The 25,020-nt window shown below is 36.9% G+C and carries 20 protein-coding genes; 14 read left to right on the forward strand and 6 right to left on the reverse strand.

The window, feature by feature from the left end:
* Window positions 1-242: 242 nt before the first annotated feature.
* Window positions 243-443 carry a dienelactone hydrolase family protein gene (locus CK510_RS05970; protein ID WP_281256989.1) on the forward strand — a complete coding sequence of 67 codons (201 nt, stop codon included), beginning with the start codon at window positions 243-245 and terminating at the stop codon, window positions 441-443.
* 49 nt (window positions 444-492) lie between these two features.
* Here the strand turns inward: CK510_RS05970 and CK510_RS05975 are convergent, their stop codons facing one another.
* Window positions 493-1,212, reverse strand: coding sequence for a trypsin-like peptidase domain-containing protein (locus CK510_RS05975; RefSeq protein WP_095720823.1), 720 nt, complete (start codon window positions 1,210-1,212; stop codon window positions 493-495).
* Between the two features lie 286 nt (window positions 1,213-1,498).
* Here CK510_RS05975 and CK510_RS05980 point away from each other — a divergent pair, with 286 nt between their 5' ends.
* Window positions 1,499-2,032 (forward strand): glycine-rich domain-containing protein, encoded by a 534-nt coding sequence (locus tag CK510_RS05980; RefSeq protein ID WP_095720824.1) that lies wholly within the window; start codon window positions 1,499-1,501, stop codon window positions 2,030-2,032.
* 20 nt (window positions 2,033-2,052) lie between these two features.
* Here CK510_RS05980 and CK510_RS05985 read toward each other — a convergent pair whose 3' ends face one another.
* Window positions 2,053-4,344, reverse strand: a complete 2,292-nt coding sequence (locus CK510_RS05985) for a sigma factor-like helix-turn-helix DNA-binding protein (protein ID WP_095720825.1) — start codon at window positions 4,342-4,344, stop codon at window positions 2,053-2,055.
* Between the two features lie 424 nt (window positions 4,345-4,768).
* Here CK510_RS05985 and CK510_RS05990 point away from each other — a divergent pair, with 424 nt between their 5' ends.
* The 6 genes from CK510_RS05990 to CK510_RS06015 all read left to right on the forward strand — a co-directional run bounded on the left by CK510_RS05990 (window position 4,769) and on the right by CK510_RS06015 (window position 17,869).
* Window positions 4,769-5,461, forward strand: coding sequence for a hypothetical protein (locus CK510_RS05990; protein WP_095720826.1), 693 nt, complete (start codon window positions 4,769-4,771; stop codon window positions 5,459-5,461).
* 21 nt (window positions 5,462-5,482) lie between these two features.
* Window positions 5,483-6,502, forward strand: coding sequence for a DUF1822 family protein (locus CK510_RS05995; protein WP_245911862.1), 1,020 nt, complete (start codon window positions 5,483-5,485; stop codon window positions 6,500-6,502).
* Between the two features lie 94 nt (window positions 6,503-6,596).
* Complete coding sequence (locus tag CK510_RS06000) at window positions 6,597-8,942, forward strand: caspase family protein (protein WP_095720828.1); 2,346 nt, start codon at window positions 6,597-6,599, stop codon at window positions 8,940-8,942.
* A 169-nt stretch (window positions 8,943-9,111) separates the two neighbouring features.
* On the forward strand, window positions 9,112-11,190 hold the full coding sequence (locus CK510_RS06005) for a tetratricopeptide repeat protein (RefSeq protein ID WP_095720829.1): 2,079 nt from the start codon (window positions 9,112-9,114) through the stop codon (window positions 11,188-11,190).
* A gap of 71 nt (window positions 11,191-11,261) precedes the next feature.
* The gene (locus CK510_RS06010) at window positions 11,262-14,900 is read left to right on the forward strand and encodes a hypothetical protein (protein ID WP_095720830.1); all 3,639 of its coding nucleotides are present in this window, start codon (window positions 11,262-11,264) and stop codon (window positions 14,898-14,900) included.
* Window positions 14,901-14,995: 95 nt separating this feature from the next.
* The gene (locus CK510_RS06015; RefSeq protein WP_095720831.1) at window positions 14,996-17,869 is read left to right on the forward strand and encodes a CHAT domain-containing protein; all 2,874 of its coding nucleotides are present in this window, start codon (window positions 14,996-14,998) and stop codon (window positions 17,867-17,869) included.
* 39 nt (window positions 17,870-17,908) lie between these two features.
* Here CK510_RS06015 and CK510_RS34215 read toward each other — a convergent pair whose 3' ends face one another.
* The 4 genes from CK510_RS34215 to CK510_RS31560 all read right to left on the reverse strand — a co-directional run bounded on the left by CK510_RS34215 (window position 17,909) and on the right by CK510_RS31560 (window position 21,144).
* On the reverse strand, window positions 17,909-18,373 hold the full coding sequence (locus CK510_RS34215) for a hypothetical protein (RefSeq protein ID WP_342745939.1): 465 nt from the start codon (window positions 18,371-18,373) through the stop codon (window positions 17,909-17,911).
* A 186-nt stretch (window positions 18,374-18,559) separates the two neighbouring features.
* The gene (locus CK510_RS34220; RefSeq protein WP_342745940.1) at window positions 18,560-19,006 is read right to left on the reverse strand and encodes a hypothetical protein; all 447 of its coding nucleotides are present in this window, start codon (window positions 19,004-19,006) and stop codon (window positions 18,560-18,562) included.
* Window positions 18,951-20,690, reverse strand: a complete 1,740-nt coding sequence (locus CK510_RS34225; protein WP_342745941.1) for a DUF3854 domain-containing protein — start codon at window positions 20,688-20,690, stop codon at window positions 18,951-18,953. The genes CK510_RS34220 and CK510_RS34225 overlap by 56 nt, the downstream gene beginning before the upstream one ends.
* A 259-nt stretch (window positions 20,691-20,949) precedes the next feature.
* A complete protein-coding gene (locus CK510_RS31560; protein ID WP_211293106.1) occupies window positions 20,950-21,144 on the reverse strand; it encodes a hypothetical protein in 195 nt (64 codons plus the stop codon).
* Between the two features lie 42 nt (window positions 21,145-21,186).
* Here CK510_RS31560 and CK510_RS06025 point away from each other — a divergent pair, with 42 nt between their 5' ends.
* From CK510_RS06025 to CK510_RS06045, 6 genes are all read left to right on the forward strand, one after another.
* A complete protein-coding gene (locus tag CK510_RS06025) occupies window positions 21,187-21,510 on the forward strand; it encodes a helix-turn-helix domain-containing protein (RefSeq protein WP_095720832.1) in 324 nt (107 codons plus the stop codon).
* Between the two features lie 122 nt (window positions 21,511-21,632).
* On the forward strand, window positions 21,633-22,319 hold the full coding sequence (locus CK510_RS06030; protein WP_095720833.1) for a hypothetical protein: 687 nt from the start codon (window positions 21,633-21,635) through the stop codon (window positions 22,317-22,319).
* Window positions 22,291-22,473: a hypothetical protein gene (locus CK510_RS06035; protein WP_095720834.1), complete on the forward strand. Its 183-nt coding sequence runs from the start codon at window positions 22,291-22,293 to the stop codon at window positions 22,471-22,473. The genes CK510_RS06030 and CK510_RS06035 overlap by 29 nt, the downstream gene beginning before the upstream one ends.
* Complete coding sequence (locus CK510_RS06040) at window positions 22,473-23,291, forward strand: hypothetical protein (RefSeq protein WP_095720835.1); 819 nt, start codon at window positions 22,473-22,475, stop codon at window positions 23,289-23,291. The genes CK510_RS06035 and CK510_RS06040 overlap by 1 nt, the downstream gene beginning before the upstream one ends.
* Before the next feature lie 102 nt (window positions 23,292-23,393).
* The gene (locus CK510_RS31565) at window positions 23,394-23,561 is read left to right on the forward strand and encodes a hypothetical protein (protein ID WP_158224852.1); all 168 of its coding nucleotides are present in this window, start codon (window positions 23,394-23,396) and stop codon (window positions 23,559-23,561) included.
* A 149-nt stretch (window positions 23,562-23,710) separates the two neighbouring features.
* Window positions 23,711-24,730 carry a tRNA-dihydrouridine synthase family protein gene (locus CK510_RS06045; RefSeq protein ID WP_095720836.1) on the forward strand — a complete coding sequence of 340 codons (1,020 nt, stop codon included), beginning with the start codon at window positions 23,711-23,713 and terminating at the stop codon, window positions 24,728-24,730.
* Window positions 24,731-25,020 lie beyond the last annotated feature (290 nt).

A 25,020-nucleotide genomic window follows, 5' to 3' on the forward strand; every position in this document is an offset into this window, starting at 1 on the left:
AAATATCTCCAAAATCACTTAGTAAAACTGAGAGATAGTGTTGGGCAAAGATAGTAAAATTTGGACGAGACATAATTACTTTTAAGCGTTAAATTTGCGATGATTGAGTTGTTATTATTTGCTTAATTACTTTAATCGCTATTGCTCGATTGACAAATCTTAATATGGCTTGCAAAGGTGAACTGTTACCTAGATGAATCATATTTTATCGAAATCATTTGTATGGTAGCGAAGACTAACTGATTGCTGCTGATGAGAATGGAAGAGTCACCACCGCTTTATCCAAAGCCAAGAAACGCTATATTCTCAATGTCTACCCCAAAGCTGGACATGGTTTTATGAGTGACAGACGGGAAAATTATTCACCTGAAGCCGCAGAGGAAGCTTGGATGATGAGGACAAAATTCTTTAGCCAAAATCTCAAACCCAAGAATCAAAAGTAAATTTGTCTTCATTGCTAAATGTACAAAATCCTACCAAAGCAAAGTAGGTTTATTTTTTAGAAATTGGAGTGTGATCGCGTACACTATCTAGCACTCTTACATTATTGTAGTCAGCGAGCTTTAATATTGGTGCGTTTCTGACATCAATTTTGATAACTGCTACATCTTTTGCTGTACCAGAAAAACCAGAAACTATAGTTTTAAATGGTAACTCCCTTCCATTTGATAGGACTACTTTTTGAATATGTTTAATTCTTTTGGGTTGGGAATTTTCAACAAAATACTTGAAGTCATCTTTATCTAAATCATTAAGTTTAAAATTATAATCTTCAGCTAGTTGAACAACAAAATTCTCAAAAAGATTTTGTAGACACTTATCTGAGTTCTGAACGATATCAATTACATGGGCATTTGTAGCAATTTTTCCGTCCTGACTCACAAAAAAACCACTCCCAGAACCACCAGTACTTACATAATAAGTCTTTTTATTATTTGCCCAATAAACCTCTGCTTTGCATCCCACTTGAATTTTGACAACTGAAGCCTGAATAGATTCTGGGGTTAATGCTTGTTTATTACTTTTTACTTGCGATTCCAATTTAATTTGAGATTTATTAGATTTAGCAAGTTGATTTTGTGATGTTGTTAGCGATATTTTCGGAACGTTTTTGTTTGATTCTTTGACATTTCCAGCAATCACAGAAGAAAATGGAATTAGATTATAAATCAATGCAGAACTAGCTAGAATTAAACTAATTTGTCTCTTCATCGTTTTTACCTATTGTGGATTGTCTTGACATTTAAATATCCACAAATCAAAGCATTATTTATTCATGTTTTTGAATTATTTGTCTATATTTTTTACTCTGTTCGTAGAATTTTAGTCAACTCAAGGGATTGAAGTAAAAATCGACTATCCAGCGTCTCATGGAAAAAACTTAAATATAAAAATGCATAAATCATGACCTGAAATTCGGAGGTATAGTATGGGGATGCTGAAATTTTTGTCACTTCTCCCACAATCCATCTCATAATCCATACAAGGAGAAAACGGCTTGAATACAATTTGGGAGAAACAATTACTGAGTAATAACAATGAAGAATTTGCAGAAAAAATTACAAACTTTTTCCGTAAATTAAATCAATTAGATTTGCAAGTAATCTCAAAAAAGCTTACCTCTAATAGTAAGAACTTTCAATGGACAGAAGAAGAGATAAAATCTGCAATTCTTCGATATAAAATGTTTTTATGCCTTCATTTTCTATTTCCAAATACCGAATTAGTTCCCACAGTAGAAATTGACCAAGTATGGCATACTCATATTCTGCTAAACACGGCTAAATATATTGAAAATTGCCAAGAATTATATGGTTATATTTTACATCATTATTCTCCTGCTGATGACAACTTAGAAATAAGCCATAAATGCCAGGAAACAGCTTTTGCTCTAACGAAACATTTGTTTTTAGAGATTTTTGGCATAGACATTTGCCACAATGAAGTATATCATCGGGGACCTTGTTTAATATTGCCCCAGCATTTCCCTCAATTACAGAGAAGTGCCTGCTTAACTATCCCCAAATCGTAATTTGACTCCATTGATTTATTTTAAGAAAGCAAAGAGCGCATTTCTTTTGCTTCCACTACCATCTTTAAACTTTCAAAACCCTCTGCTGCTTCCTTTGCCAAACGTCTTGCTTGAGGTAAATTACCCGATTGCTTTTCGAGTTTGGCAAACGTTGCTTTGTGGTAAGCAATAGAGAGTTTATCTTTATGTCTTTCTGCCATTGGGAAGCTAATTTCTAACAATTGTCTTGCTTCTTTGAAGTTCCCTAGTTCCAGTGCTATATCTGCAAGCCAGTTTTGGATTGCAGTTGTCGCTCTTAACCATCCTGCTGTTGTTGCATATTCTAATGCTTGTAGAAAAAAGCTTTGTGCTTGCTGATAATTGCCTGTTTTGAAGGATATCTGCCCCTGATAATAAAGAATATGAACTTGCTGCTGCTTCAGTTCTAGTTCTGATAAAGAAGTTTGGGTTAACAGTTTTTCTTCCTCTGTTAACCACTCCCCAGCTTGCTGCCATTTTTGTTGATAAATGGAGAGGATAACCATGTTGGTGGCTATATCTAACTGTAATGTGATGCTTTGATGCTGACGTAAATTCCAAGCTTCCTGTAATAATATCTCTGCTTCTTTGAGTTGGTTTTCATGACGCATCCTAATTAAAGTTCCAGCGCGATCGCACATTACCTCAACTGCAAACGTCCAATCTCCTGCTTGTTTCGCGGTTTCAATTAACCAAGCTGTCCACTCTAAGCGTTCATCCCAATATCCACGCACATGAATATAGCCCTTAATCTGCTGCCAAATTGTTCGTGCATCTCCGTAAATCCCTTGGCTAATACACCATTCAAGAACGGTTTTGAGGTTTTCCCATTCAACTTCTAGGTAACTATAGCCAAGATGCCACTCCTTCCAATTTGTACCTCCGTAAACCTCGGAAAAACGGATATACCAATTTACCCATCTCTGTTGCAATTTTTGAGCTAATTCACGATTTGCAGCTAACTCAGAAGCAGCATATTCGCGGGTTAGTTCCAGCAAGCTATAGCGTCCTTGTTGGTGGTACACCAGTGACAACTGCTGTAATTTTGCTAATCCTTGGGATGTAATAATTGGGTCAGCTTGCTCAAAAGCCACACTAGCAGCAGTTTCTCTAGTTATAGGTTTAACTCCCAATGAAAGAGCCATCAGCAAACAGTGGGGGGGTGTACCTCTGAGGGGAATTACTGAGCCAGCAAAGCAAAAACGAGCTACATCACCATCGGGTTCTTTAATTTGTGAGAGAGCATCTTCCAGTGAATAACCTGCTGCTATTTGACCAATAACATAAATAATTGCTGCGGGAATTCCACTTACTCCCTCAAAAAGTTGCTGAGATTCTTCAGCAGTCAAATTTATACTTTTTTCTTGCGCTTCCTGTTGGATTAGACGTAAACCATGTTCTCTGGGTAAGCAACCCAGACGAATGGGGACAAACAATGCTTGTTCGCGGGTAGTAATAATAACTTTCACACTTGGTGGTAAGTCGTAGAGAAACGAGAGAACTTCCTGTTGATTTTCAATTGTTTCCAAGTTGTCAACAATCAATAAAGTTCTTGTTTGTGATAATTTCTCTCGAATTGGTTGAAACTGCTCCTCTATGGGGAAATTTGTGATTTCACTCAAGTCTAGGATACGAGAGATTTCCCGGCAAATATCCCGCAGTGTCCGTTCTTTAGTTAATCGCGGCAAAATGCCGATGGAAGTGAGATGATTCTGTTTGGCGGAAGTAAAGATAATGGCTTCAAAGGTGGGAAGATTGGGAGTAAAAAGTTGATTACTGCTTGCTTGCAAACAACGATAAGCTACTTCCACTACTAAGGTTGTTTTCCCGACACCACCAATCCCATCGACACTAATTAAATGAGCGGTGTGATGGAAATCGAGAAGTTCCATCAATCGCGTGATTTCTCGATCGCGACCAACAAAAGTTGTATATTCCCTCACTGGTAAGTTTTGAGCAACTGAATTGGGTGCAATTTCCTGTTTATTTTCCTCAATTGATTGGGTATTGACTGAAAATTCCTCAGCAACCTTTTCTAACCGTTGCGATCGCTCCAACTGATTTGTCAAAAAAAATCTCAGTTTACTTTCCTTACCCCGACTAGTACCGCTAATGTTAAATTTTTTATAAACCTGACCCATCCGCTTCAAACAAGCATCTGCGGATGTATTCAACTGAGCAGCGATTTCTTCGTAACTCAGACCATCAACAATCCGCATCAAGAAAACTTGCTGCTGCTCTGGAGACAGTTCATGCTCGTAAGCTATTTGAGACAGAAAATTACGTGACAACATTTATTCATAAATTATTTGGCTGTTCATTCTCTATTTTACCTGCTTTCCAGAGGATATATAAGGATATCCGAGTAAAATAGTTGCAAAAACAACTGATATATATCAGAATAAGGAAGTGCCTAGTTAAATATACGGAGAGAAATTATGTGCGTATCGTGATTCGGTTAATTTTGCATTAACGCATCTATTGGGGTATTTCTCAAGAAAAATAATTTTACAAAATATGCATAAAAACTCACTCTTGTTATGGAGAGTGATATGGGAGTGCGAAAGGGAAGGAGAAAACGTTCTTCAGTTTCGAGCATCTCATTATTAGCGATCGCTAATAACCTATGAATATGCAAATTTTTGTAAATAGTGATTACAAGAATAGTCAAATATACAGAAACAAAGATAACAGGAACGCACGCAGGAGTATTTTGCTATGGGGAAATCTTTTCCTTCTTTGGAAGAGTTAGCTGTAAAAGCTCAAAAAGCAGCAATACAAGCTGAGGATGATTCGCTTAGTGATGAAGTCAGACAACAAGCATTGTTAGAAAAACAGATTGTGCTGACAGAATTAATGACTCTATTAATGGAGCGAATAAAAGTGGAGTTACCAAAACCAAGCAATATGGGTTTATCAGAATATATTTACGAAGAGACGCTGCAAAATTTGATGATATATATTTTCCAAAATATAGATAGATACAACTCTGATAAACCTGTGATGGCTTGGGTTAGATTTTTATTAAATAAACGTAAAAATAACGTTTTTAATTGGCTTAATTGGGGTGGAAAAGTTTCATATAAATATGAAGGAGGAAATAAGGATGGAGATGAATATGAAATAGATTTTATCGAAAGTTATCAGCCTCCAAGTCTAAATCATCTTCCATCTGAAAAGTTGATGGAATTTATTCAAGAAGACCCAGAAGGATTATTAGCTGGCAAGTTGTTTAAGAAGAATCCCAAAGCAAGCTTTCAGGCAATTTTACTCAAAAAGTATGAAGATAAATCATGGGAAGAAATTACCCAAGAGTTAAACTTAGGAGAAACTCATGGTCCTATTTACTCATTCTATAGACGTTGTTGTGATGAATTTAGTCCTTATTTTAGAAAATACTTATGGGAGTGAGTTAGTTAATAAGGTCAATATTTGAACATTATTGAGATGAATAAATTGCAAAATGAATCAGGAGAAATCATAATGGATGCTAATCAGTTGGCTTTTACTATTCCCATCGATGGAAAAATGTTTCAAACTGCTGAAAGGTTCAGTCAGCAAGAAAAAAACAAACAAAAATCACGTGTAGCTTATTTGAATACTTTGGCAATATTAGCTATTGACTTTTACTGTCAGTGTATAGGAATAAAAACAGAACCAAGCAAAAGTCATGGTTTAGATAATATTGCATCGTCTTTAATGAATACAGCTAGTTTGTTTATTAAAGATAAGGGTTTAATTGAATGTCGTCCTGTACTTCCAAAAGAAAAATTTTGCGAGATACCATCGGAAGTTTTATCAGAACGTATTGGTTATATGGTAGTAGAAATTGATGAAGGTAATAGACAAGCTAAAATATTAGGCTTTGTTGAATCTGTTGAAAATGAGATATTACCTTTAAATAAATTAAATTCTCTACGGTCTTTTTTACTTTACTTACACCAGTTACAATCTGTATCAGTTGTAAAAGTATCAACTAATAAAGTCGATATAGTTGATGCTTCTGTCAATCAAATTAGCGAAGGAATAGTGAAATTAAGCAAATGGTTTGAAGGATTATTAGATGGGGGATGGGAAGCAGAATTAGCCGTTGCAAAAGATTTAGCCATTTCTCCTGTAGATGAAACAGAAAAAAGAGAATCTGGTGCTGCCAAATTTATACATCTGCAACATCCCTCAGAACCAGTTTTGCTAATATTGCGTCAAACACAAGTCAATCAAGATGAAGTTGAGATTGTCTTAAGACTTTACCCTGCTAGTGAATCAATATTTTTACTAGATGGAATCAAGATGACATTGTTAGATGAGGAAGATAAACCAATTCCCCAACTTGAAAAACAATCAAAAGCAAATAACTGGTTACAACTTAGATTCAAAGGAAATGTAGGGGATGAATTTAGTTTGAAAATTAGCCTTGGAGAAGATAGTATCTTGGAAAAATTTATTATCTAGTTATTGAGTGTGATAATTCATATTCAATAATAGTTCTGCAAACCTGAAGTTGGTTTAGATTTGGACTTTGGACAAAAACTAAAGGGATACAGTGATGGATCGTAATATTTATATTTTAGCAGTTGGAATCAATAATTACAAATCTTCTGCAATTCCTTCATTAAAAGGTTGTGTAAATGATGTCACTGCACTAGATGAATTTTTAAAAAGGCATTTAGTAACGAATGGGGATAAATTACATATCAAAAAACTGATTGATGTTCAAGCAACTCGTCAAGCAATTATTGATGGTTTCCGCGAACATTTGTGTCAAGCTACAAGCAATGATGTTGCATTATTTTACTTTAGTGGACATGGTTCTCAGGAAAATGCTAGTGAGGAATTTTGGCATTTAGAACCAGACCATTTGAATGAAACTTTGGTGTGTTGGGATAGTCGTACAGATGGTATTTGGGATTTAGCTGATAAGGAGCTTGCCAAATTAATTGCAGAGATTTCTCAAAATCATCCCCATTTTGTCGTGATTTTGGATTGCTGTCATTCTGGTGGAGGGACACGAGCAGAAAATGATGTATCTTTGAACGCATACACAGGTATACGTACAGTTAATACAGAATCTAAAGAAAGACCACTTTCCAGCTTTATATTTTCAGATGAAGAAATCAATAGTTTACTTGCTACCTCAAATTCTAGTAATGTCGCAAATCGATTTTCTTTATCTAGAGGAGAATATATACTGCTAGCAGCTTGTAGAGATAATGAGTTAGCAAGGGAACATCAAAGCCAAAAAAGAGGAATTTTCTCCTACTTTTTACTTGATAGTCTACAAAGAAATAGTAATTTGACTTACAGAGATTTGTTGAAACGTTCTAATATTTTAGTACGGAGTATTTATACAAATCAATCCCCACAAGTTGAAGCAACAAATCCTAGCGATTTAGACCAGCCTTTTTTAGGAAAAGCAATCGCTAAAAGACAAACTTACTTTACTGTTATGTATGATGGGAGTAATGCTTGGATTATTGATGGCGGTGCAATTCATGGTATTATTTCTACCCAGGGAAATCAAAATACCAGATTAGCGATTTTCCCTATAGACTTAGAAGATATTAGCCAATTAAAAAATGCGATCGCAGTGGCTGAAGTCACGGAAGTTTTGCCGCAGTCTAGTAGAATTAATATATCTGGAGAAAGACAAGAATTAAGCCCAGAGTTAATTTATAAAGCTGCAATTACTTATCTTCCAGTAGCTTTTCTCCAGGTTTATATTGAAGGGGATACGTCAGGAGCTAGTTTTGCACATCAAGCTATCCAAAAAGCTAGTTTTGGGGAAAATGCTTCGCTGTATATTTGTGGAGTTGATAATTCCTCCGAAGCTGATTTTTACATCAAGGCTATCAATGATGAATATCGGATTATTCGTGCTACCGATAACTGTGAGATAATATCTCCAATATCGGGTTTTACTATTGAGAGTGCATTACAAGCAATTTATGTTTTAGAACATATTGCACGATGGAGAAATATTGCTTCTATTACAAGTCCTGCAAATAGTTTGATTCCAGCTTATGCGGTAGAAGTACAGTTTTATCCCCAAGATGTAGAAACTTATGAAGTTCAGGATTATCAGCTTTCATTGACATATAAAGTTCAAGACGACACATTAAAACCTCCAGCAATACAAGTTAAATTAATTAATACAAGTGATATAACACTTTACTGTGTCTTACTAAATTTAACTGAGCTTTTTGCCATAACAGCAATTCCTTTTGCTGGGGGTTGTACTGGAATTTGGCTAGAACCAGGAGAAGAGACATGGGTTTTAGAAGGGAAATATATTCCTATATCTATACCAATTAACTTTCAACGACGTGGAGTTAGAGAATATAAAGATATTCTAAAATTGATAGTGAGTACGAGTGAATTCGACGCTAATTTACTAGCACAAGATAATATTGAAAACTTCAATAGACGTTCTTCTCGCTCTAATAATATTGGAGAAGGTAATTGTCTTATTCAACAAATGCAAATGCGTGCGATCGCACCTTGTCCAGATGAAACGGAACAATCAACAATCTTAGATGATTGGGTAACTAATGAGATTTTGATTGTAACTACAATACCTAGAAATATTAATTTACAGTTACCTGATTATCAAATCTTGAATCAAAGTTCAAAATCACTGCCAACAAATGATATATCCACAGATTCCAGGATATTTAATTATTCACAATTGATGGTGGCTGTTTCTCTTCTTTTTATTTTAATGCTATTGGGAACTGTCAGTTGGGTAATAAACCAGAGAGGAAAGGAAGATAGACAAAAGGCATTTCATTACCATACTCTGATAAATCAATTAGCAGTAGGACAAACAAAAAATGTAAATTTAATATTTATTCATGAAGCTTTTATAAAGATTATATATTCTACGTGTGGATAAATATTTTGCATAACATAATATTTTTGTAAAACAATATCTCTTTGGATAGAAAACAAATGAACCTTTCGTAATCCTCAATTGATTTATCTCAATATTTAATCGCTAAAACATTTACTAAATACTATTTGATTTCCCAATACAAGTCATAGAATATCCATTAGGAGTTGTCATGGTTGCACTTTTATGTAGTCCTCAAGAACGAGTATTCCCTTCCATCTCTGCAAACCTCTACAGTTTGAGTTGCGATCGCGCAGGTTTAAATACCGAACAGCAAGCAGCTTATAAGCTTCTGAGTTTGATTGAGCAAAAATATTCTGGTTCCCGTCTTGATGTTTTAGGTCGTTTTGGGCATTTGTTGCGTCAGCATCAACAAGCGATCGCATCTGAATTAGAATCAAAGTGGCAACGGGCTGATTTTTTCTGGCGTGAAGTTCAAGTAGAGTTGAAGAAGTTAGTTGCAGAAAGAGAAGTCTGGCAAGATTTAGCGTTAACTGTAGCTGGTCATTCTGATGCAATAATAATGAATAACCCGGTAAAGCTGCGTCAGCTTTTACTGCATGAGTTATTTATTGATACTCACTGTGCTTTTTATAATGGTTTGATACAGAATGTAACAAAGCCATCTTGGAAGGAGCGTGCTTTTGTTCACATTGACTACATCCAGCAGCTATTGGAGTTGTCTGTTGTTGATGGAGAAGAAATCAAAAATCTGCTGGGAGAAGCTTGGCAGACGCGAATTAATGCCTGTCAAGAAGCAAAAAAATGGCAATTAGCACTTAAATACTGTCAGCAACGCTTAAAATATTTACCTCATAATATCAATTATCAGGGAGAACTGGCAGAAATGCACTACTTAGTATATTTAGAAAAATTAATGGAGGAAAATACAGAACCATATTATACGAAAAATGCAAATAAAGGTATTCAAAAATTAAATAAATATCTAAAAAGATATCCTTACAGTTTAAAAATTTTTGAAATATTAAGTTCTCTGTACCATTTATGTGCAGTTAGTTTAGCAAAAAGTGAACTTTTCGCTGAAGCAATGGTGTGTGGTGAAAAAGCTATCACTTACAACCCTGACTATGAGAATGCTGTTGCAACTCATAATGAATTAATAAGTCACATGAAGCCTTTTCAGCAGAAAATGAATTATCTTCAATCTCAGAATGGAGGTAAGTCCCAATTATATATAAATTGGATATGGGCAATCTTTAATATTATTCTTCTTTTATTTCTTGGTCTTCTTTACTTCTTTATTGGTTCGTTTCTATGGTCATTAATTACAGGAAGTAATCAGAATAATCAGAATAATCAGAATAATCAGAATAATGAGAGTAATCAGGAAACGCAACAGCCTGTTGTTGAAAATCAAAAACTTTTAGAAGAAGCTCAACAGGGTTTTATCCGAATCAAAGCATATATTGATTCAGAAGAAGCAAAAAAAGTCAAGAATGCATTTCCAATAGCAAAAGCAGTTCATCTTTGGTATCAAATTGGATTACCAGAACCTAGTGATGGATGGCTGGAATCTGCTAAGGATAAGAGTGGGGAAAAACCAACTGAATCTGCTAGTAAGTTAATAAATACGGCACTTAAATTACAGGAAGCTGTTCATACGTTACTGCAAGAACCGCCTCAAGCAAAAGAAGGAATAAAACCAGCTTGGAAAAAACTGGTTGAGATGAAGCCAGATTTAGCAGATTTAGATTCTGCATTAATTTGTGATTATTTAAAACACATCTTATTTGGGGAAGAGAGGGAACATAATATTTTTGTGGCTACCTCTACAGACAATGTGCAAGCAACTCAGGTACTTATACCTGTATCAACAAAAGGGAAAATTAGTATGGAACCTTTTATTCCTTGGGTTTTAAGTTCCCAAGATAAACGAATTAAAATTCAGGCAGTATTAGCAGGTATTTTAATTCTTGCTTCTGGCTTCGTTATGATGCGAGAAAAAACAACATTTGCAGTTAGAAAGACAGCTTTTCAACAAATTTTAACAGCAAGTCAAGTACAGAATGATGAAGCGGTACTCAAAGCATCTAAAAGTTTCTTTCAAAATGGTTCTATTTTTAATAAAGATGAACGAGCTACAGAGATTAAGGAAATTTTTACCGAGTCTTTATTACGTTGGTTTCCTCAACAATCGTCTGGAGAAAAACTGACACCGGAACAGGAAGAATATCTGCAACTTCACAAACAAGTACAGAAGGATTTTCCTGATAATCAAGAAGATCAGTAATCATTGAATACAGAAAATATCTGTAATTCTACAAACAATTAACGAAAATATAAACAAGTCAGGAGTAAATCATGAGAAAAATTATTGACGTATTAGGCATTATTGGTATCGCAGTATCACCCGTTATTTTAGGTGTTGCATATGCTCAGACTAGTGTTCCATCTATTACTAGACCAGTAGAAAGCATAACTGAGAAAAATTTTCCTCTCAATCAGCCTCAAGAAGTAACTTTTGAGTTAAATGAAAGTTTTCAAAAATTGGCAGAACCTCAACAGTTAACGAATGGTGAAAAGCAAGGTACAGAACAAAAATTATCGAGACAACAGGAAGAACAATTACGTGACTGGTTGTTATTAACTGTTCTTTCTGCTAAAGGGATTTTGAATGAAAAGATAAATGTTGTTATGCTAGATAATCTGACTACAATGCGCCATGAGTTCATCAGCAATGTTAGTAATTTTAAATATGGTTCAATACGTTATCAGAGCCTAGATAATGCCAGAATAGTTGCACTTTTGCCAAAAATAGATTCTCCTGAAGAACGCAAAAATCATCTTGCTACTATTGCAGATAATTATCGTAAAGATAACGGTGAAAAGCCCAAATTTATTGAAATATTTGAATATGAAATTTTTCCAAAACAACACTCTGCTATTATTACTAGACGCAAAGATATCAATGCTGAGGAAATATTTAGTCCTACCTATGGTTATTATGAAACTATTATTAACCAATATGGTGATGATGCTCAGAAAATTAACGAATTACAATCATTTTTAAATCAAACTAATGATATTACTTTTGCTGTAGCTAACAGTTATGGTTTAGCTTTAGGAGGACGCAAAGTTTTCAAAGATAAAAATAGTCCTCAATTCCAAGGTCTTAAAGTTGAAGATATTGCTACTTTATTTAAATCAGAACAAAAAATATTGGAATTTCAACAGCTTTATAACAAAGAGTATCAATCGATTTCACGTTCTGAAAAAGAACAAAAAGAATTTGATAACAAAAAGATAGAAGAAGGAAGTCAATTAGGTTTATTAGGTAGTGCTTTTTCTTTAGATTGGGAATATGATTACCCTAGTCTAGCAAAAGCTTTAGAACAGGTAAAGCCACTTTTAGAATATCTGACAGTAGATAGTCAGCGTATCATTAGTGACGAACTAATTAAAGAAGCAAAGCAAGGTATATTAAGTAAAAATCCAGATAAATATTTAGAGCTAATTGAGAAAATTGATGATTTTTCCGATTCAAAAGAAAAAAATAAAGCTTTTGAGCAAGGAAAAATAGCCGAGAATATTAATAAACAATTAAAGCTTTATGAAGCACAGTTAGATAAAGAAAATCAAGAAAAAATAAAACAACAATTTGAACAACAAATCGAAAAAGATAAAGAAGCTTATCAACAAGCAGGCTATACGAATGAACAAATAAATTCATTGATTAATGAACAAAAACCAATGTATGAAAAGGAATTAGTAAATATTCAGATAAAATTAGATAAAGACAAACCAGGCAAGATAAATGAGAAAAAATTTAGTATTATTAACGACATTGAGCAAGAAATTTATCAATTATTAAATACTCAACAGTCAAATGGATTTCAGTTTGCCCGTTATGATGGAGGTTTGAGAGGAACGGAAGTTGGAATGCTTCTTTTCTACACTGATTTATTAATGAAAATATGGCAATTAAATTTCCAAAAAGCAACTATTGAAACTGGAATCGAAGGTTTTAAATCTGAAACTCAGATTCCTCTTTCATCCATTTATGACTCAGAATTAAAAAAATTAGGTTCTAGAAGACTTTGGCTGGAAGCAAATGATGATGAATATTCAAGAGCTAATGAAAATAAAGAAATTATTTTCTCTCGAAATATTACACAGATACAAGCTCGGTCTTCTAATCGCTATCAAGTTAATAAAAAAGAAGCTAATCCACGCCCAGATACTGCTACTTTTGTAAATTGGTGGAATAAGCATTATGGAGAAATTGCTCGCCATGAACCTCAATACGAAAAACTAAACCAAATTCTCAAGTGGAATCAAGTAATTCAATGGCTGAACGGCTACCAATCTGAAAATTCATTCAACTTTTTACAAAAAGTCAATTTCAAAGATAATCATAATTTTGAAAAATGGTATAGAAGTCAAGGTGAACGTTTAAAATTTAGAAAATGGAATGCAATCAAATTTATTCGTGCTGGCCATCAACACAGAGGGGAAAAAGTCGAGGCTTTACATTTCTTGGAATCAGATCAAGAAATTGATAGTCAATATAACAAACCTCTTTATGGCGGAGTTTCTCTTGCGAAAAGAAATAATTTTGATCCCTTACCGCAAAATTCCAGCTTGAGTAAATTTTTACGTAAATCTAACATAAATTATAAAACTATAAAAAAACATAATGGCAAGCTAACATTTGAAAATTATCATGGTACTAAATTCCAAGTCGAAAATCCTAGCTACAATGTAAGTAAGACAATAATTCAACCTAAGACTGGAACTAAATTTCGCAGTCCAAATGCCGAATTAAACTCAGAAAAGGTCAAATTAATATCTAAGTTCAAGGCGACACCAAACAATGGTCTAAAACTGACAACAAGATTAGAAGATGCCAAAGGATTTAGTGCTGAGTTTGGCGAACTCAACATTACTAGAACCCAAAATGGCTTTAGGACAGGTTTTGAAAATCGAGATATTGACACAGGCTATTCGTTAGCTTCCGATCTTAGCAAGCGTAATGGCGATATTCGATCTTTTATCACTTCAAAAGGTGATGTTTTTTCTTTCAGATATTCATCATCCCAACCAACCGCTGCCTACGTCAAACAATCAAACTCTAACAAGTGGTTAAAACTGAGCGAAGGAGGTGGAGGTGGAAACGGTTTACCACCCTCAAAATCAATGATGACTGTTGCAGAACCAGGTAAAAATTCGCGAATAATTAATGTGGAACTTGTAGATGAAGCTCAAATACCGGGAGATGCACAAAGGTTCGGAAAAGAAGTAGATTTTCTAGAAGAAGGATTCAATCCTAGTCAAAAAGCTCAGAAACTTTCTGAAGACCCAATGGCATTTGTTCTATCTAGTAAATTAGACTTACAGTCCCGAATAAAAAATATTAATTCAGCACTGAAAAATGGAAATTATCCCAAAGCCGAAAAACTCATTAATGAATCCATAAAACTACACGCTTCAGACCCGCAATTAATGTTGCGGAAAGCGGTAGTAGAGCAACGTCTAGGCAGATTAAATATAGAAATCGTTACTTCAAAAGGTGCGACACCCAGAAGGCAAAGTTTCTTTGATGAAATTAAGAATAGTAGCTTCACGAGAATTGAAACTGATAAAGTGTTTATCTATGTTCAAGATTCTCCGAGCTTTAATAATATAGATTTTATAAAACGAATTGAAGCAAGTCTTCCCTCCGGTTCGGGAGGTAGACTCTACAAATTGCAACCCGGAAAAATTGGAGAAGTACCAATTAGTCAAAGTGGCTTTGGTGATGTAAGTGCTTCTAGTCATTCGTCAACCCAATTCAAAGTTAATAACATTGCAAATTCCCTAAAAAATCGATCCCAAAACTCAGACTCTAATGATGAATGTAAAAATCAATCAGCAGAAGAAGAAAAAAATCAAAATCCTAATTGTTCCCCCGAAAAGTCGGAAAAACCTGTCTATGTATTAACTGAATCATCAATAAAATAAACTGCTTAAACCCAGCGAGGATAAAACGCTGGGTTTTTATGTCATCCAATACTTAAAACAAAAAAATCGGTAATAACATCAAACGGGGTGGTATTTTGTCATACGACAACTTTGACGAACTAGAAGCTGCTTTTACAATAACTCAAACAAAATGGCAACAAGGCAATTTATTCGCAGCTTACGATGATTTATGCGAAATTTTTACCTATCGACTTTTAAATTCCCAATTAATTGATGCAGATTTAAAAGTTATCCAGTCCCTCGCTGATTTAGCTGGTATTTTAGGTGAATTTCAAGTAGCAGATGACTTACTTTGTGGTGCAGTTGGTTTATATCAAAAAGCAAACAGCGAACCATCAGCTGATTATGCAAACCTCAGACGCATTCACTTATTTCTAGATCGAGGAAGCTTATACCAAGCACAAAAATTATTACAAGAAATGGCTCCACGCATTGGTGATATTGATGACATACAGTTTTCTGATTCAGGATTATTACAGTGGGAAAACCGTTGTATTTGGCGCAATGCAGACTCCAACGACAGGGCTGTATTATTTCCCGAATTATACCTGGTGATGGGGCGCTTACTGAGTGCATTAGGGCAATATGGTGAGGCATTAAAAGGACTACAAAGGGGTTTATTTCATGCTCAAGGAGAGAAAGCCCCCGATTTAGCAAAGCAAACATTACTACCATTAAAAATAGCGATCGCATCAGCATATCTAGAAAAAGGGGATTTTGAACAAGCTGATAATTACCTATCCCTGCTCAAGGAACCATGCGATCGCTCTCAACACTTAGAGTATCAAATTCGTTGGTTGGAGCTATCGGGTAAACTCCATCTGCTGTGGGGAAATTTGGGTGCAGGACTAAAACAATTTCAGCAAGTTCAAGAAAAATGCACAATCATGCGATCGCCACGAGCAGTTTTGCGCTCTAACCTCAATCTTGCCCATATTTTAATTCTCCTCAACCAAACAAGCACAGCCCGACAATATTTAGAAGATACTCAAAATAATGCTCTAAAGATAGGTGATAAAACCCTAGCGGCAAGGTCAGAATTATTACTACAGCTTGCTAGCGCCCGTAGTCGTTCCTTGGTAACAGCAAGTCCCACAAGCATGTCAGTAGTGGATATGCGTAAACCAAAATACCACAAGCAAACAGTAGAAGAAATATGGGAATCCCCAGATTTATCAACCCAATCCTCCAATTATTTATCTTGGTTTGAAGACCGTGCCTTAGCCTTTCAATGGCATTTAAGTAATCTTAAATTTAAAGATGCCAGCAATTTACTTCAACACATCAAAAAGGTTTTCAAGTCTACTGACTCTCAATTTATCCAAGTACAAATACAGATACTATCAGGAATGTTATCTTACTACCAAGGTACAGAATGTAATGACAGTAAAAAAATTAACCAAGCCCATCAAATTTTAGAAGAAATTTGTCCACAACTAGAGGAAATATCTTTAAAACCAGAACTCTGGCAAGTACAACGGATATTAATTTGGTGTCGCACGCGATTAAATTATCCACTCCCCGAAATTGAGGCTTTAACAACATCAACAAATCAATTACTCGAACAAATGACCTCATCGCTAACACCAGAAGACCAAGTATTTTATTTGTTGAATAAATGGACAGCAGATGAAGAATATATAGCAATACAAATAAACCAACTACAGCGCTTACAGGAAAAAATCAGCAAGACCAACTTTGTCCTACGCTCTTGGTTACGCTTAAAATTAATGCAAAAACTAAATGCCTTAGTTGAGCATATCGATCACTATAAAGATGCTTTAGCCAAACGCACGATTAAAAACGAAAGCATCCAAGTACAATTCCTACCTCCAAGTTCACTTTTATCGCGTATTCTAACTCACCCCAAAAATAGACTCAGCCTTTCATTTCTGATTTTGCCTGATCGCGTTTTAGTCGTCAAAACCAGTCGATTTTTATTTGATTTTGCGGTCATTTCCACCACCCGCTTAGAAATACGTAATGTCGTCCAACGCTGGTATCAAAACATCCAGAGGATTAACGGTGGTCGAGATATGAACATACTTGGTGATAACGATGACGAGCAACAAACTGGTCAAGAAATTACCGATAACCTCGCAGATATTTTACAACTACCCAAAATATTCGATTGCATACCTAAGCATATTCGAGGATTAACAATAGTACCCGATGACATCTTGCATGGGTTTCCCTTTGCCTCCATTATCTACAAAGGAAAGTATTTAATCGAACACTATGCTCTTGCGATCGCCTATGAATCTAAAAGTAAGCCAGTCAAACCTAAGCAACCCATCCCTTTAAAAAAACAAGCACTTGTGATTGGTATATCCAAGGGCAATAAAAAGTTTCGTCCTTTACCTGGAGTCATAAGAGAACTCCCCCACATCAATCAATGGTTAGACTCTCATCAAATTAACTATTTGCAGTTAGTAAACAATGATGCTCAAAAAGCTGCCATCATAGAAACCATATCCAAAGCAAGCCTACTCCACATTGCTTGTCATGGAACTTTTGAGCCAAATCAACCCGATAGCTCAGGACTAGTATTAATTTCCGACTCAGGAGAACAGGAAATTCTCAGTCTTAGGGAACTCTCCGAAATCGACCTAACAAAACTACGCCATGCAACCCTTTCTTCTTGTTGGTCTGCTGATCACTTTATCCTTCCCAGGCGATGGATTATCAGCTTACCAGAAACCCTCTCGCGAGCGGGGACTCAAAGTATTTTGGGTTCCCTCTGGGAAGTAGACGATCAGGTTGCAGTATCCTTTATGGCTAGATTTTATGATTACTTAGATAAGTTTCCCAGGGATGAAGCCTTACGTTATACACAGTTAGATTGTCTCAACGGTCGCTTACCAAATTGTAGTACTGAAACAGATAATCCTATTTTGTGGGCTGGGTTTAACTTGTATGGGGACTACCATCCTTTAAGGATAATTTAATTACTTGTCCAATCCAATAGTTCATAAATACTATACTTGTCACTGGTGGACACCAACGACACGATTTTGCCATTGCTGATAAACCACGTCCCGCTCATCTTTTGGCTCAATAAACTGGTAAACCCTTTCGCGCTTTTCCCTACTCCCCATCCTGCCAACGTAGGTTAACTTCAACCCCAACTTGCTGAGAAGTGTTTGAGCGATCGCTATTTCACTCAACCCCTCAGAAACCGAAACCCCCAAATAGTCACGGATAAAATATCGATGCTTCACAGCCAAAGCCTTCAAATTCTGTAACTCCACATCAGAACCGCGAAACATTATCCCTGCCTGAAGAAAGTAACGAATATTCAATTCTTCTAGCAACAATACAGCAGGTAATAACTGCCCACGGTTAAAATCAGGCTTCCAAATAGCACTTTCACCCGTTTCTATCCGTGATTTAGCCCTCTTGGCATCGCGTTCGGTAAGATGCTCCCGTCCCAAGGTAAGAAAATAATGCAACCGCAGTTGTGGATACCACCCTTCATCGTCCCTCCAAACAAGTTCGGGTGTTACCTCAACCCCGTAACGGTCATTTAAGGATACTTTTCGTTCCTGATGCCGTTCGGTTTTAGTTTTGGCTTTTTTATCTTGAAGTTTCTTAAATTCAGAATCAGAGATGGTTTCTGAGTTTGCGATAAGCGAAGCTTAACGCCAAAGGCGTATCGCTTTACATTCCTCTCCATACAATTCCTGTGAAGCAGCTTTAACCGACTCAAAAACCCCCTGACTCTCCTCCTCCTTAATATCCTCTGCATCAATCACCCGATAACCATCCTCAACCCAACCCATTCCAGACCCTCTTACCCAGATATGACGGTCAACAGTTTCCCTCAATCTCGCTAACATCTGCCGTACCGAGTTTGCAGACTGTACACCCTGGAAAATTCCCCAAACAGCGTTAAAGTGCCCCTTGATGTCGATTGATACCCCAGTTTCCAGACTTGGAGAAGCAATAACCAAATCGTATTTGGTGAGAATTTCGTTGAGGTGAACAATACAACCAAAAGCAGGATGGGACGGGTCAGATACAGACTCGCTATCGATTCGCAAAATTCGTAAATCTGGGAATTTCTTGCGAAATCGCTCTTCCAAAGCTTGCGTTCCCCATTTCGATTTCACTTTTTGGGCAGAACAGCAAATGGTGTCCTCCTTCGGGAATTGCTCTATCCAATGCAGCGATTAAATCTTTGGGATTACTGCCTTCGTAGTTGTAACAATTTCCAGATTGGGGTCGGTAATTATTAAGAATTGCAAACGGTTTAACTTTAATCTCTCCAGCCAAAGACAGAACGTAATCCACATCACAATCGGATACATCAGCACTTGCCAGATAAATCTTTCCTTGAGGACTGCTCAACACATTCTGAATCAGTAATTTGAGGTTTTTGAGGACAGCAACCCGACGTTTTGCTACCTCGGTTCCAGAGTTGAGTAAGTGCCAGAATACCTGGTCACATTCATCGATGATTACGGTATCGTTATACCAATCATTAGGATTGAACCTCGCTTGGCTTTGTTGGTGGAGAGAGTCGATGCAAACTCCATAACCTAATAAGTCTCCTGTTCCTGAGTCACGAACTTCTGTGACATAGTTGACTCCAAAGCGATCGCACAAAGCTTCCCCTAACTGAATTCGGTGAGTAATAATTAACACTCTACGATTTTGCTCGTGTGCTTTCGCAACTTCTCCAGTCAACCACTCTGTTTTACCAGTACCTTTTGCTGATTTCAGAACAACAAGCTTTTCTGTATCTGGGATTTGGATTTGTCCAAGAAATTTGCGATACGCCTTTGGCGTTAAGCTTCGCTTATCGCACTCAAAAGATGGCTGATATGTCAACAGCGTAAATAACTTAACCTGCCAAATATCAAGGGTTTCAGCTTTGTGGTAAAGCATGTTGAATGCGTCTTCTCCTTGGGCAACTACAAAATCATCAACACCCTTCTCTGGTCCTGATAGTTCAATTACCCGAACCTTACATTTCTCGATAGAAAGCAGTTTTCCCATGCGTTTGATGGCTGTTCTGACATGCTGTACTGTTTCTGGTTTCTTGTCATGATCGAAACAAATATCAACTCGTCTATCAGGTGTAGCAAAATGCTTTAAGTCTGGGATTAAAAAAGGTTTCCCTGTGATATTTCCCTCTTCATCTTTGGGAGTGCGGTAGCCAGAATTGACACCGGGAATTGCGATCGCTGCATAACCAGCCGTCAGCAAACAAGCCGCTTTCTTCACACCTTCAACAATCACCACAGGCACATTTCTTCGCCAAACCCAATGCCAAAAACCCTGTGGATTTTCTAAATCTTCATATGGTATGTCTATTCCGCAATACCTTGAAACGAGTCTCCAAGTTTTTAGTGGCACTTGGAGGAAGAATGCTCGTGTTGGCTCCTTGTAGGGATGCTCATACTTGATGTGCTTGTGGATTTTATTGCGTTCGCGGAGCAACTCCTTGCGAGTATCGCGTCTCGGTTTATCAGGTTTAAAGCATCCCCACATCATAGGATTGTAGTCATCGAGAGGGTCAATTCCGTTACACCACCAGCCACCGTGTTCAATGTGACGGTATTTCATTAAATCCCCATCACGTAAGCGTCCATCGTTACGACGTGATATTTTGGGGCTGTAAATTAAATAGTCATAAGGCGTTCTGCCTTCGAGGGATTTAACGTTAAGATTTATGATTTCTTTATCAACCCCGCTTGATAACCACTCTTCCCAGTGTTGGGGTTCTGTGTATGAGATATCGATATCGATTGCATTCATGGTCATAGGGAACTCCATGTTTTTAGCCACTAATGGTCATGGGATGCAATACTGCTCGGTTAAGGAAATAAATTAGGCTGTAACCCTTGAAATTTCGTTGTTTCTAATGCCCAAAAAAGGCTTAACCGAGCAGTATTGTCACGGTATGGATGCATGAAAATTTGGCGGCAAATGTAGAGATGCCGCGTTTTAGTTTTCGATCGCAGCAAGGAAGCGACACAGGTTAGTGTGCCGCAAAAAGCAACGATTGACCTATTTATATTGGCTACAAAATCATCAAAACATTTGCTAAAACAGTTATTTGCCGTGCCAGCAGTTGTTTTGCTTCATTTACCGAACCATACTTTAAGTGTTCGATAGCTTGATGTAATCCCGCGTGAGCATTACACGTTCCAGTTATTGCTGCTTGCAAAATCTGAGTCATATCTACCCCAGAAGAAAGATGAAACCTTAAACTCATAGTAGTCACCAAAGCATCTTTCGTCAACTAGGAGATTACAATGTGAGTGAAAATGACAAAACAAAACTTATGATTTCTCTTGACTCTGTGGACCGATTGAAATGGACTCCCGAACATGGAAAACGCCTACAATCATTGCGTGGTCAAATCCCTATGCGTACACTTGCCGATAAAGTTAACAATAATGGAGTTACTTGTACATACCAATACATTCATAAACTAGAAGCTGGAAAAGCAGAAGCTGTTTCAACAGATTTAATTTTGGCTATCTGCAATGCCTTAAACACAGACTTTAAGAACCTTTTTCCAGCTGTATACATTGACCCATCCGAACTTTTAGCTATTTTGCAAAAAAATGTCGCCTGATAGTTGACTTGTCTACTAGGAGTTGATAAAATATAAAAAACAAAAGGCATCGTGCCAGTTTACTAGGCAGACACGACACCATTTGTAAAAACCTAACCCCTTGTAGAGTCAGGAATTTAATTATGACGCATCTAGGTTCGATACAGCAAGCGCAAAAATGCGATAAGTACTCTGCCGCTAAAGATTTTGCGACACCTGAAAATACTATCAGAGCAATAGAAATATCTTTTTTTGACCATGAAATCTATGCTGGAGACAAGCTAATAGCCAGCATTAGCCATGATACCGATGATTTTGTAACCCAACGTTGGGTGGTGATGGTAAACGGCGTAGAAATTCATCGATCGCATACCTGGGCAAAGTCTTACAACTATATTACATGGCACTACAAGCAAGAAACATTGCCCACACAGCAACAAGAAGTAGAAACAGTGAGTACTGGCAACGAAATAATGACTCTTATTGCTGCTGAATGCGAGAAATTTGAGTTTGATATCTTAGATGACGGTATTTACTACAACGACGCAAAGCTTGGGGAAGTTGGTTGTGTAAACGGTAATTGGTGGGTAACAAGAGCATCATCATCTCAGCAACACCACAAAATACCATGTGATTCGGCATTTAGTGCTGTTTGGTTGTTATGGATACTGTTAGCATCGCCAGATAAAAACAATTCGCAATTCGTGATTCGCAGTTCGCAGTTGAAGCGAAGCCTCACATATAAATCTGGACAAAGTACAATTCGTAATTTGGAGTTCATAGTTAATTGCGAATTACGAATTGCGAATTGCGAATTGTTTTGCTGCTGATGGAGTAGTCCAATATCTTTATCACCAAGCAAAAGCATCTGTAAAAAATGCGGCAATTCCTGTGCTAAAAGCTTCGGGATATCAGACAAATAAAGTCAACTCTCAAAAACAATCTGTAGACACATCTATTAAAGATAACTTGGAGGAATTTTAATGGTTACTGAAATCAAATTAGGGCTTTGTAATCCCCCTGAACCGATTTATTTATATGTCAAAAATGGGGAATTGAGCGGCGAATCGTACTTGTGGTATAACTACAACATCAACAACGAGAAAACGATTCCAGTACAGCAAAGAGGGTTAACTGGATATTTACAAAATCTACGATTAACGAGCAAGGAATTTAGGGGTCAAAGTAATCTTAAGCTTGATATTGTGATTGCAGCAGATGAAATATATATCGTGAGAACTGGCATCGAAACGAATTTTGCTAAAACATTTTTATTAGCAGTATCGCAAGTTAAAGACTTCTCCAAACCTCTAATTATTGCTGCAACTCCTGGTGAAGAAAATGTGGTTTTTTGTCGGCTTTATGATGCTGCAACTAAAATTCGGATTCGTAGTGAATGGAATAGGGATGCTGACTGGGCTGGAATAATTAGCAACGTTCAATCTAAATTAGTTGCTTCCCAACAAGAGGTTACTTTCCCACAACAGCAAACTGAACCTAATCAAGATGTGCGAGTTAAGCAAATTCGTATATTGCTTAATTACCCGGTTGAATTAGTTGTAGAGTGGTTGCAATTTCAGGGAGTCGAGTTACCCAATCAACTAGAGCCAAATAAAATTGATGAATTAGTTAAACTCATGTGTTTATCTTGGGGGCAAGATAAATTTGAAAATCTCGATTTTGCTACCAATTCCTATCAGAAATCTGTTGTTGGAGCTATGAATAATGGGATTTCCGAAATTGAAGCAATTACAACTTGGATGGAGAATATCTCGGAAAGAGAAATACTAAATCCTGCATAAGTTTAAATTGGGGAGAGTTGGAAAGTTTCCCCTTTCCCCTAATAGATTAAATTATCAAAATACGTCAATAGTAATAAACCGCATTGGAGATGAGACGTTACAATGGGCGCAAAGCAATTCTCTGGTTACATTGATTCGAGTTTGTCGAACAATTTCAATAATTTGTTACAGATTGAAGTACCTCAAGTAATTAAAAAGAAATTGATGACACAAATATCAACCAAGCAAGGGATAAAGGTTGTTGCGATCGCACTTTTCAATCAGCTTTGAACCAGTCTTTTGCTATCACTTTCAAATTCGACTGAAATGGTTACCCCTGCAAGTTAAGGAACCCCAATGGAGTTTTACAACTAGGTTGCGATGCAATCTCAGTAACCACTTTTTGATAGAGTGATGCTGCATTAATCGCTATAATCCTTATGTCCCAGGTATCGCTCCCCCAATCGATTCATCCAGATTTACCCCTCACGGCTCTTGCCCCAATGCAGGACGTAACAAACCTCTGGTTCATGAAGGTTATCGCTGACTACGGTAGTCCCGACTACTTCTTTACCGAGTATTTTCGCGTCAATGATACCTCACGGCTTAACCGTAGTATTTTGGCATCAATTACTGAAAACGACACAGGTCGTCCTGTTTTTGCTCAAATGATTGGCGAAAGTATTCCCGACTTAGTACGAACCGCACGGGAACTATGCCGCTATAATACAGCCGGAATTGATTTGAATATGGGTTGTCCAGCACCTCGAATCTATCGCAAAAATGTTGGAGGTGGATTATTGCGAGAACCCGAAAAAGTAGAGCGTATTTTGGCAGAACTGCGTTCTACAGTGAACGATCGCCCTTTGACTGTGAAGATGCGTGTCGGTTTTGAAAATACAGATAACTTTTACGCAATTTTAGATATTATCGCTCGCCACAACATTGATTTGCTGAGTTTACATGGTCGCACGGTGAAAGATATGTACCACGGAGAAGTTAAGTATAATTTGATTGCGGAAGCGGTTAAGCGGGTTGATTGTCCGGTGCTTGCCAATGGTAATATTAACTCTGCCACAAATGCCCAAGAAGTGCTTTCTCAAACAGGTGCGGCGGGTGTGATGGTGGGACGTTGGGCAATCGCAAATCCTTGGATTTATAATCAAATTCGGCAGGTTTTGCGAGGAGAAGCAATTGAACCCGTTCCTTTAGTGGAGGTACGCACCTATATCGACCGTTTGTTACAAACCCCAAATTCGGCAGATATCCCGGTGCGTTCCCGTGTCGGATACCTAAAAATGTTCCTCAATTACATTGCGTTGTTGGTTGATACTGATGGTCAGTTCCTGCGATTGATGCGAAAGACACAAACCGAGGTTGAGTTGCTTAACTTGTGCGATCAGGTTTTTCTTGCTGATAGTAACAAAAATTTCGCCTTAGCACCTTACTCGGATGTATAACTCAACTCTCTCAAAGCGATGTTAGACAAAAAGATAAGGGATTGCTCATATTTTCAGCAAAACCAAGAATACCGCAATACTCCATAGGAGTCGCTACGCGAACGCAATGTTCGTAAATTAATTTACCTTGAGCATCAAATAGAAAAGTTGTGATTTTCCAATTGAATATCAGGAAATTTAAGGTTCTTCATTACTTGTTGTGCTAAAAATGCTTATAGAACCCATTTGATATCTCAAGAGGAGGCTAATCTGCGTAGTAAGAGTCGGAGAAAGCAAAGATGAATTTTGGT

It is taken from the genome of Brunnivagina elsteri CCALA 953 (assembly GCF_002289455.1).
Classification (GTDB): domain Bacteria; phylum Cyanobacteriota; class Cyanobacteriia; order Cyanobacteriales; family Nostocaceae; genus Brunnivagina; species Brunnivagina elsteri.

Bases quoted from the DNA above. Each gene is read 5' to 3' on its own strand.
- CK510_RS34225 (WP_342745941.1), bottom strand. From the start codon at position 20,690: ATGACCATGAATGCAATCGATATCGATATCTCATACACAGAACCCCAA.
- CK510_RS05975 (WP_095720823.1), bottom strand. From the start codon at position 1,212: ATGAAGAGACAAATTAGTTTAATTCTAGCTAGTTCTGCATTGATTTAT.
- CK510_RS06045 (WP_095720836.1), top strand. From the start codon at position 23,711: ATGTCCCAGGTATCGCTCCCCCAATCGATTCATCCAGATTTACCCCTC.
- CK510_RS06040 (WP_095720835.1), top strand. From the start codon at position 22,473: ATGGTTACTGAAATCAAATTAGGGCTTTGTAATCCCCCTGAACCGATT.
- CK510_RS05985 (WP_095720825.1), bottom strand. From the start codon at position 4,344: ATGTTGTCACGTAATTTTCTGTCTCAAATAGCTTACGAGCATGAACTG.
- CK510_RS06000 (WP_095720828.1), top strand. From the start codon at position 6,597: ATGGATCGTAATATTTATATTTTAGCAGTTGGAATCAATAATTACAAA.
- CK510_RS06010 (WP_095720830.1), top strand. From the start codon at position 11,262: ATGAGAAAAATTATTGACGTATTAGGCATTATTGGTATCGCAGTATCA.
- CK510_RS05990 (WP_095720826.1), top strand. From the start codon at position 4,769: ATGGGGAAATCTTTTCCTTCTTTGGAAGAGTTAGCTGTAAAAGCTCAA.
- CK510_RS06030 (WP_095720833.1), top strand. From the start codon at position 21,633: ATGACGCATCTAGGTTCGATACAGCAAGCGCAAAAATGCGATAAGTAC.
- CK510_RS06005 (WP_095720829.1), top strand. From the start codon at position 9,112: ATGGTTGCACTTTTATGTAGTCCTCAAGAACGAGTATTCCCTTCCATC.
- CK510_RS31560 (WP_211293106.1), bottom strand. From the start codon at position 21,144: ATGAGTTTAAGGTTTCATCTTTCTTCTGGGGTAGATATGACTCAGATT.
- CK510_RS31565 (WP_158224852.1), top strand. From the start codon at position 23,394: ATGGGCGCAAAGCAATTCTCTGGTTACATTGATTCGAGTTTGTCGAAC.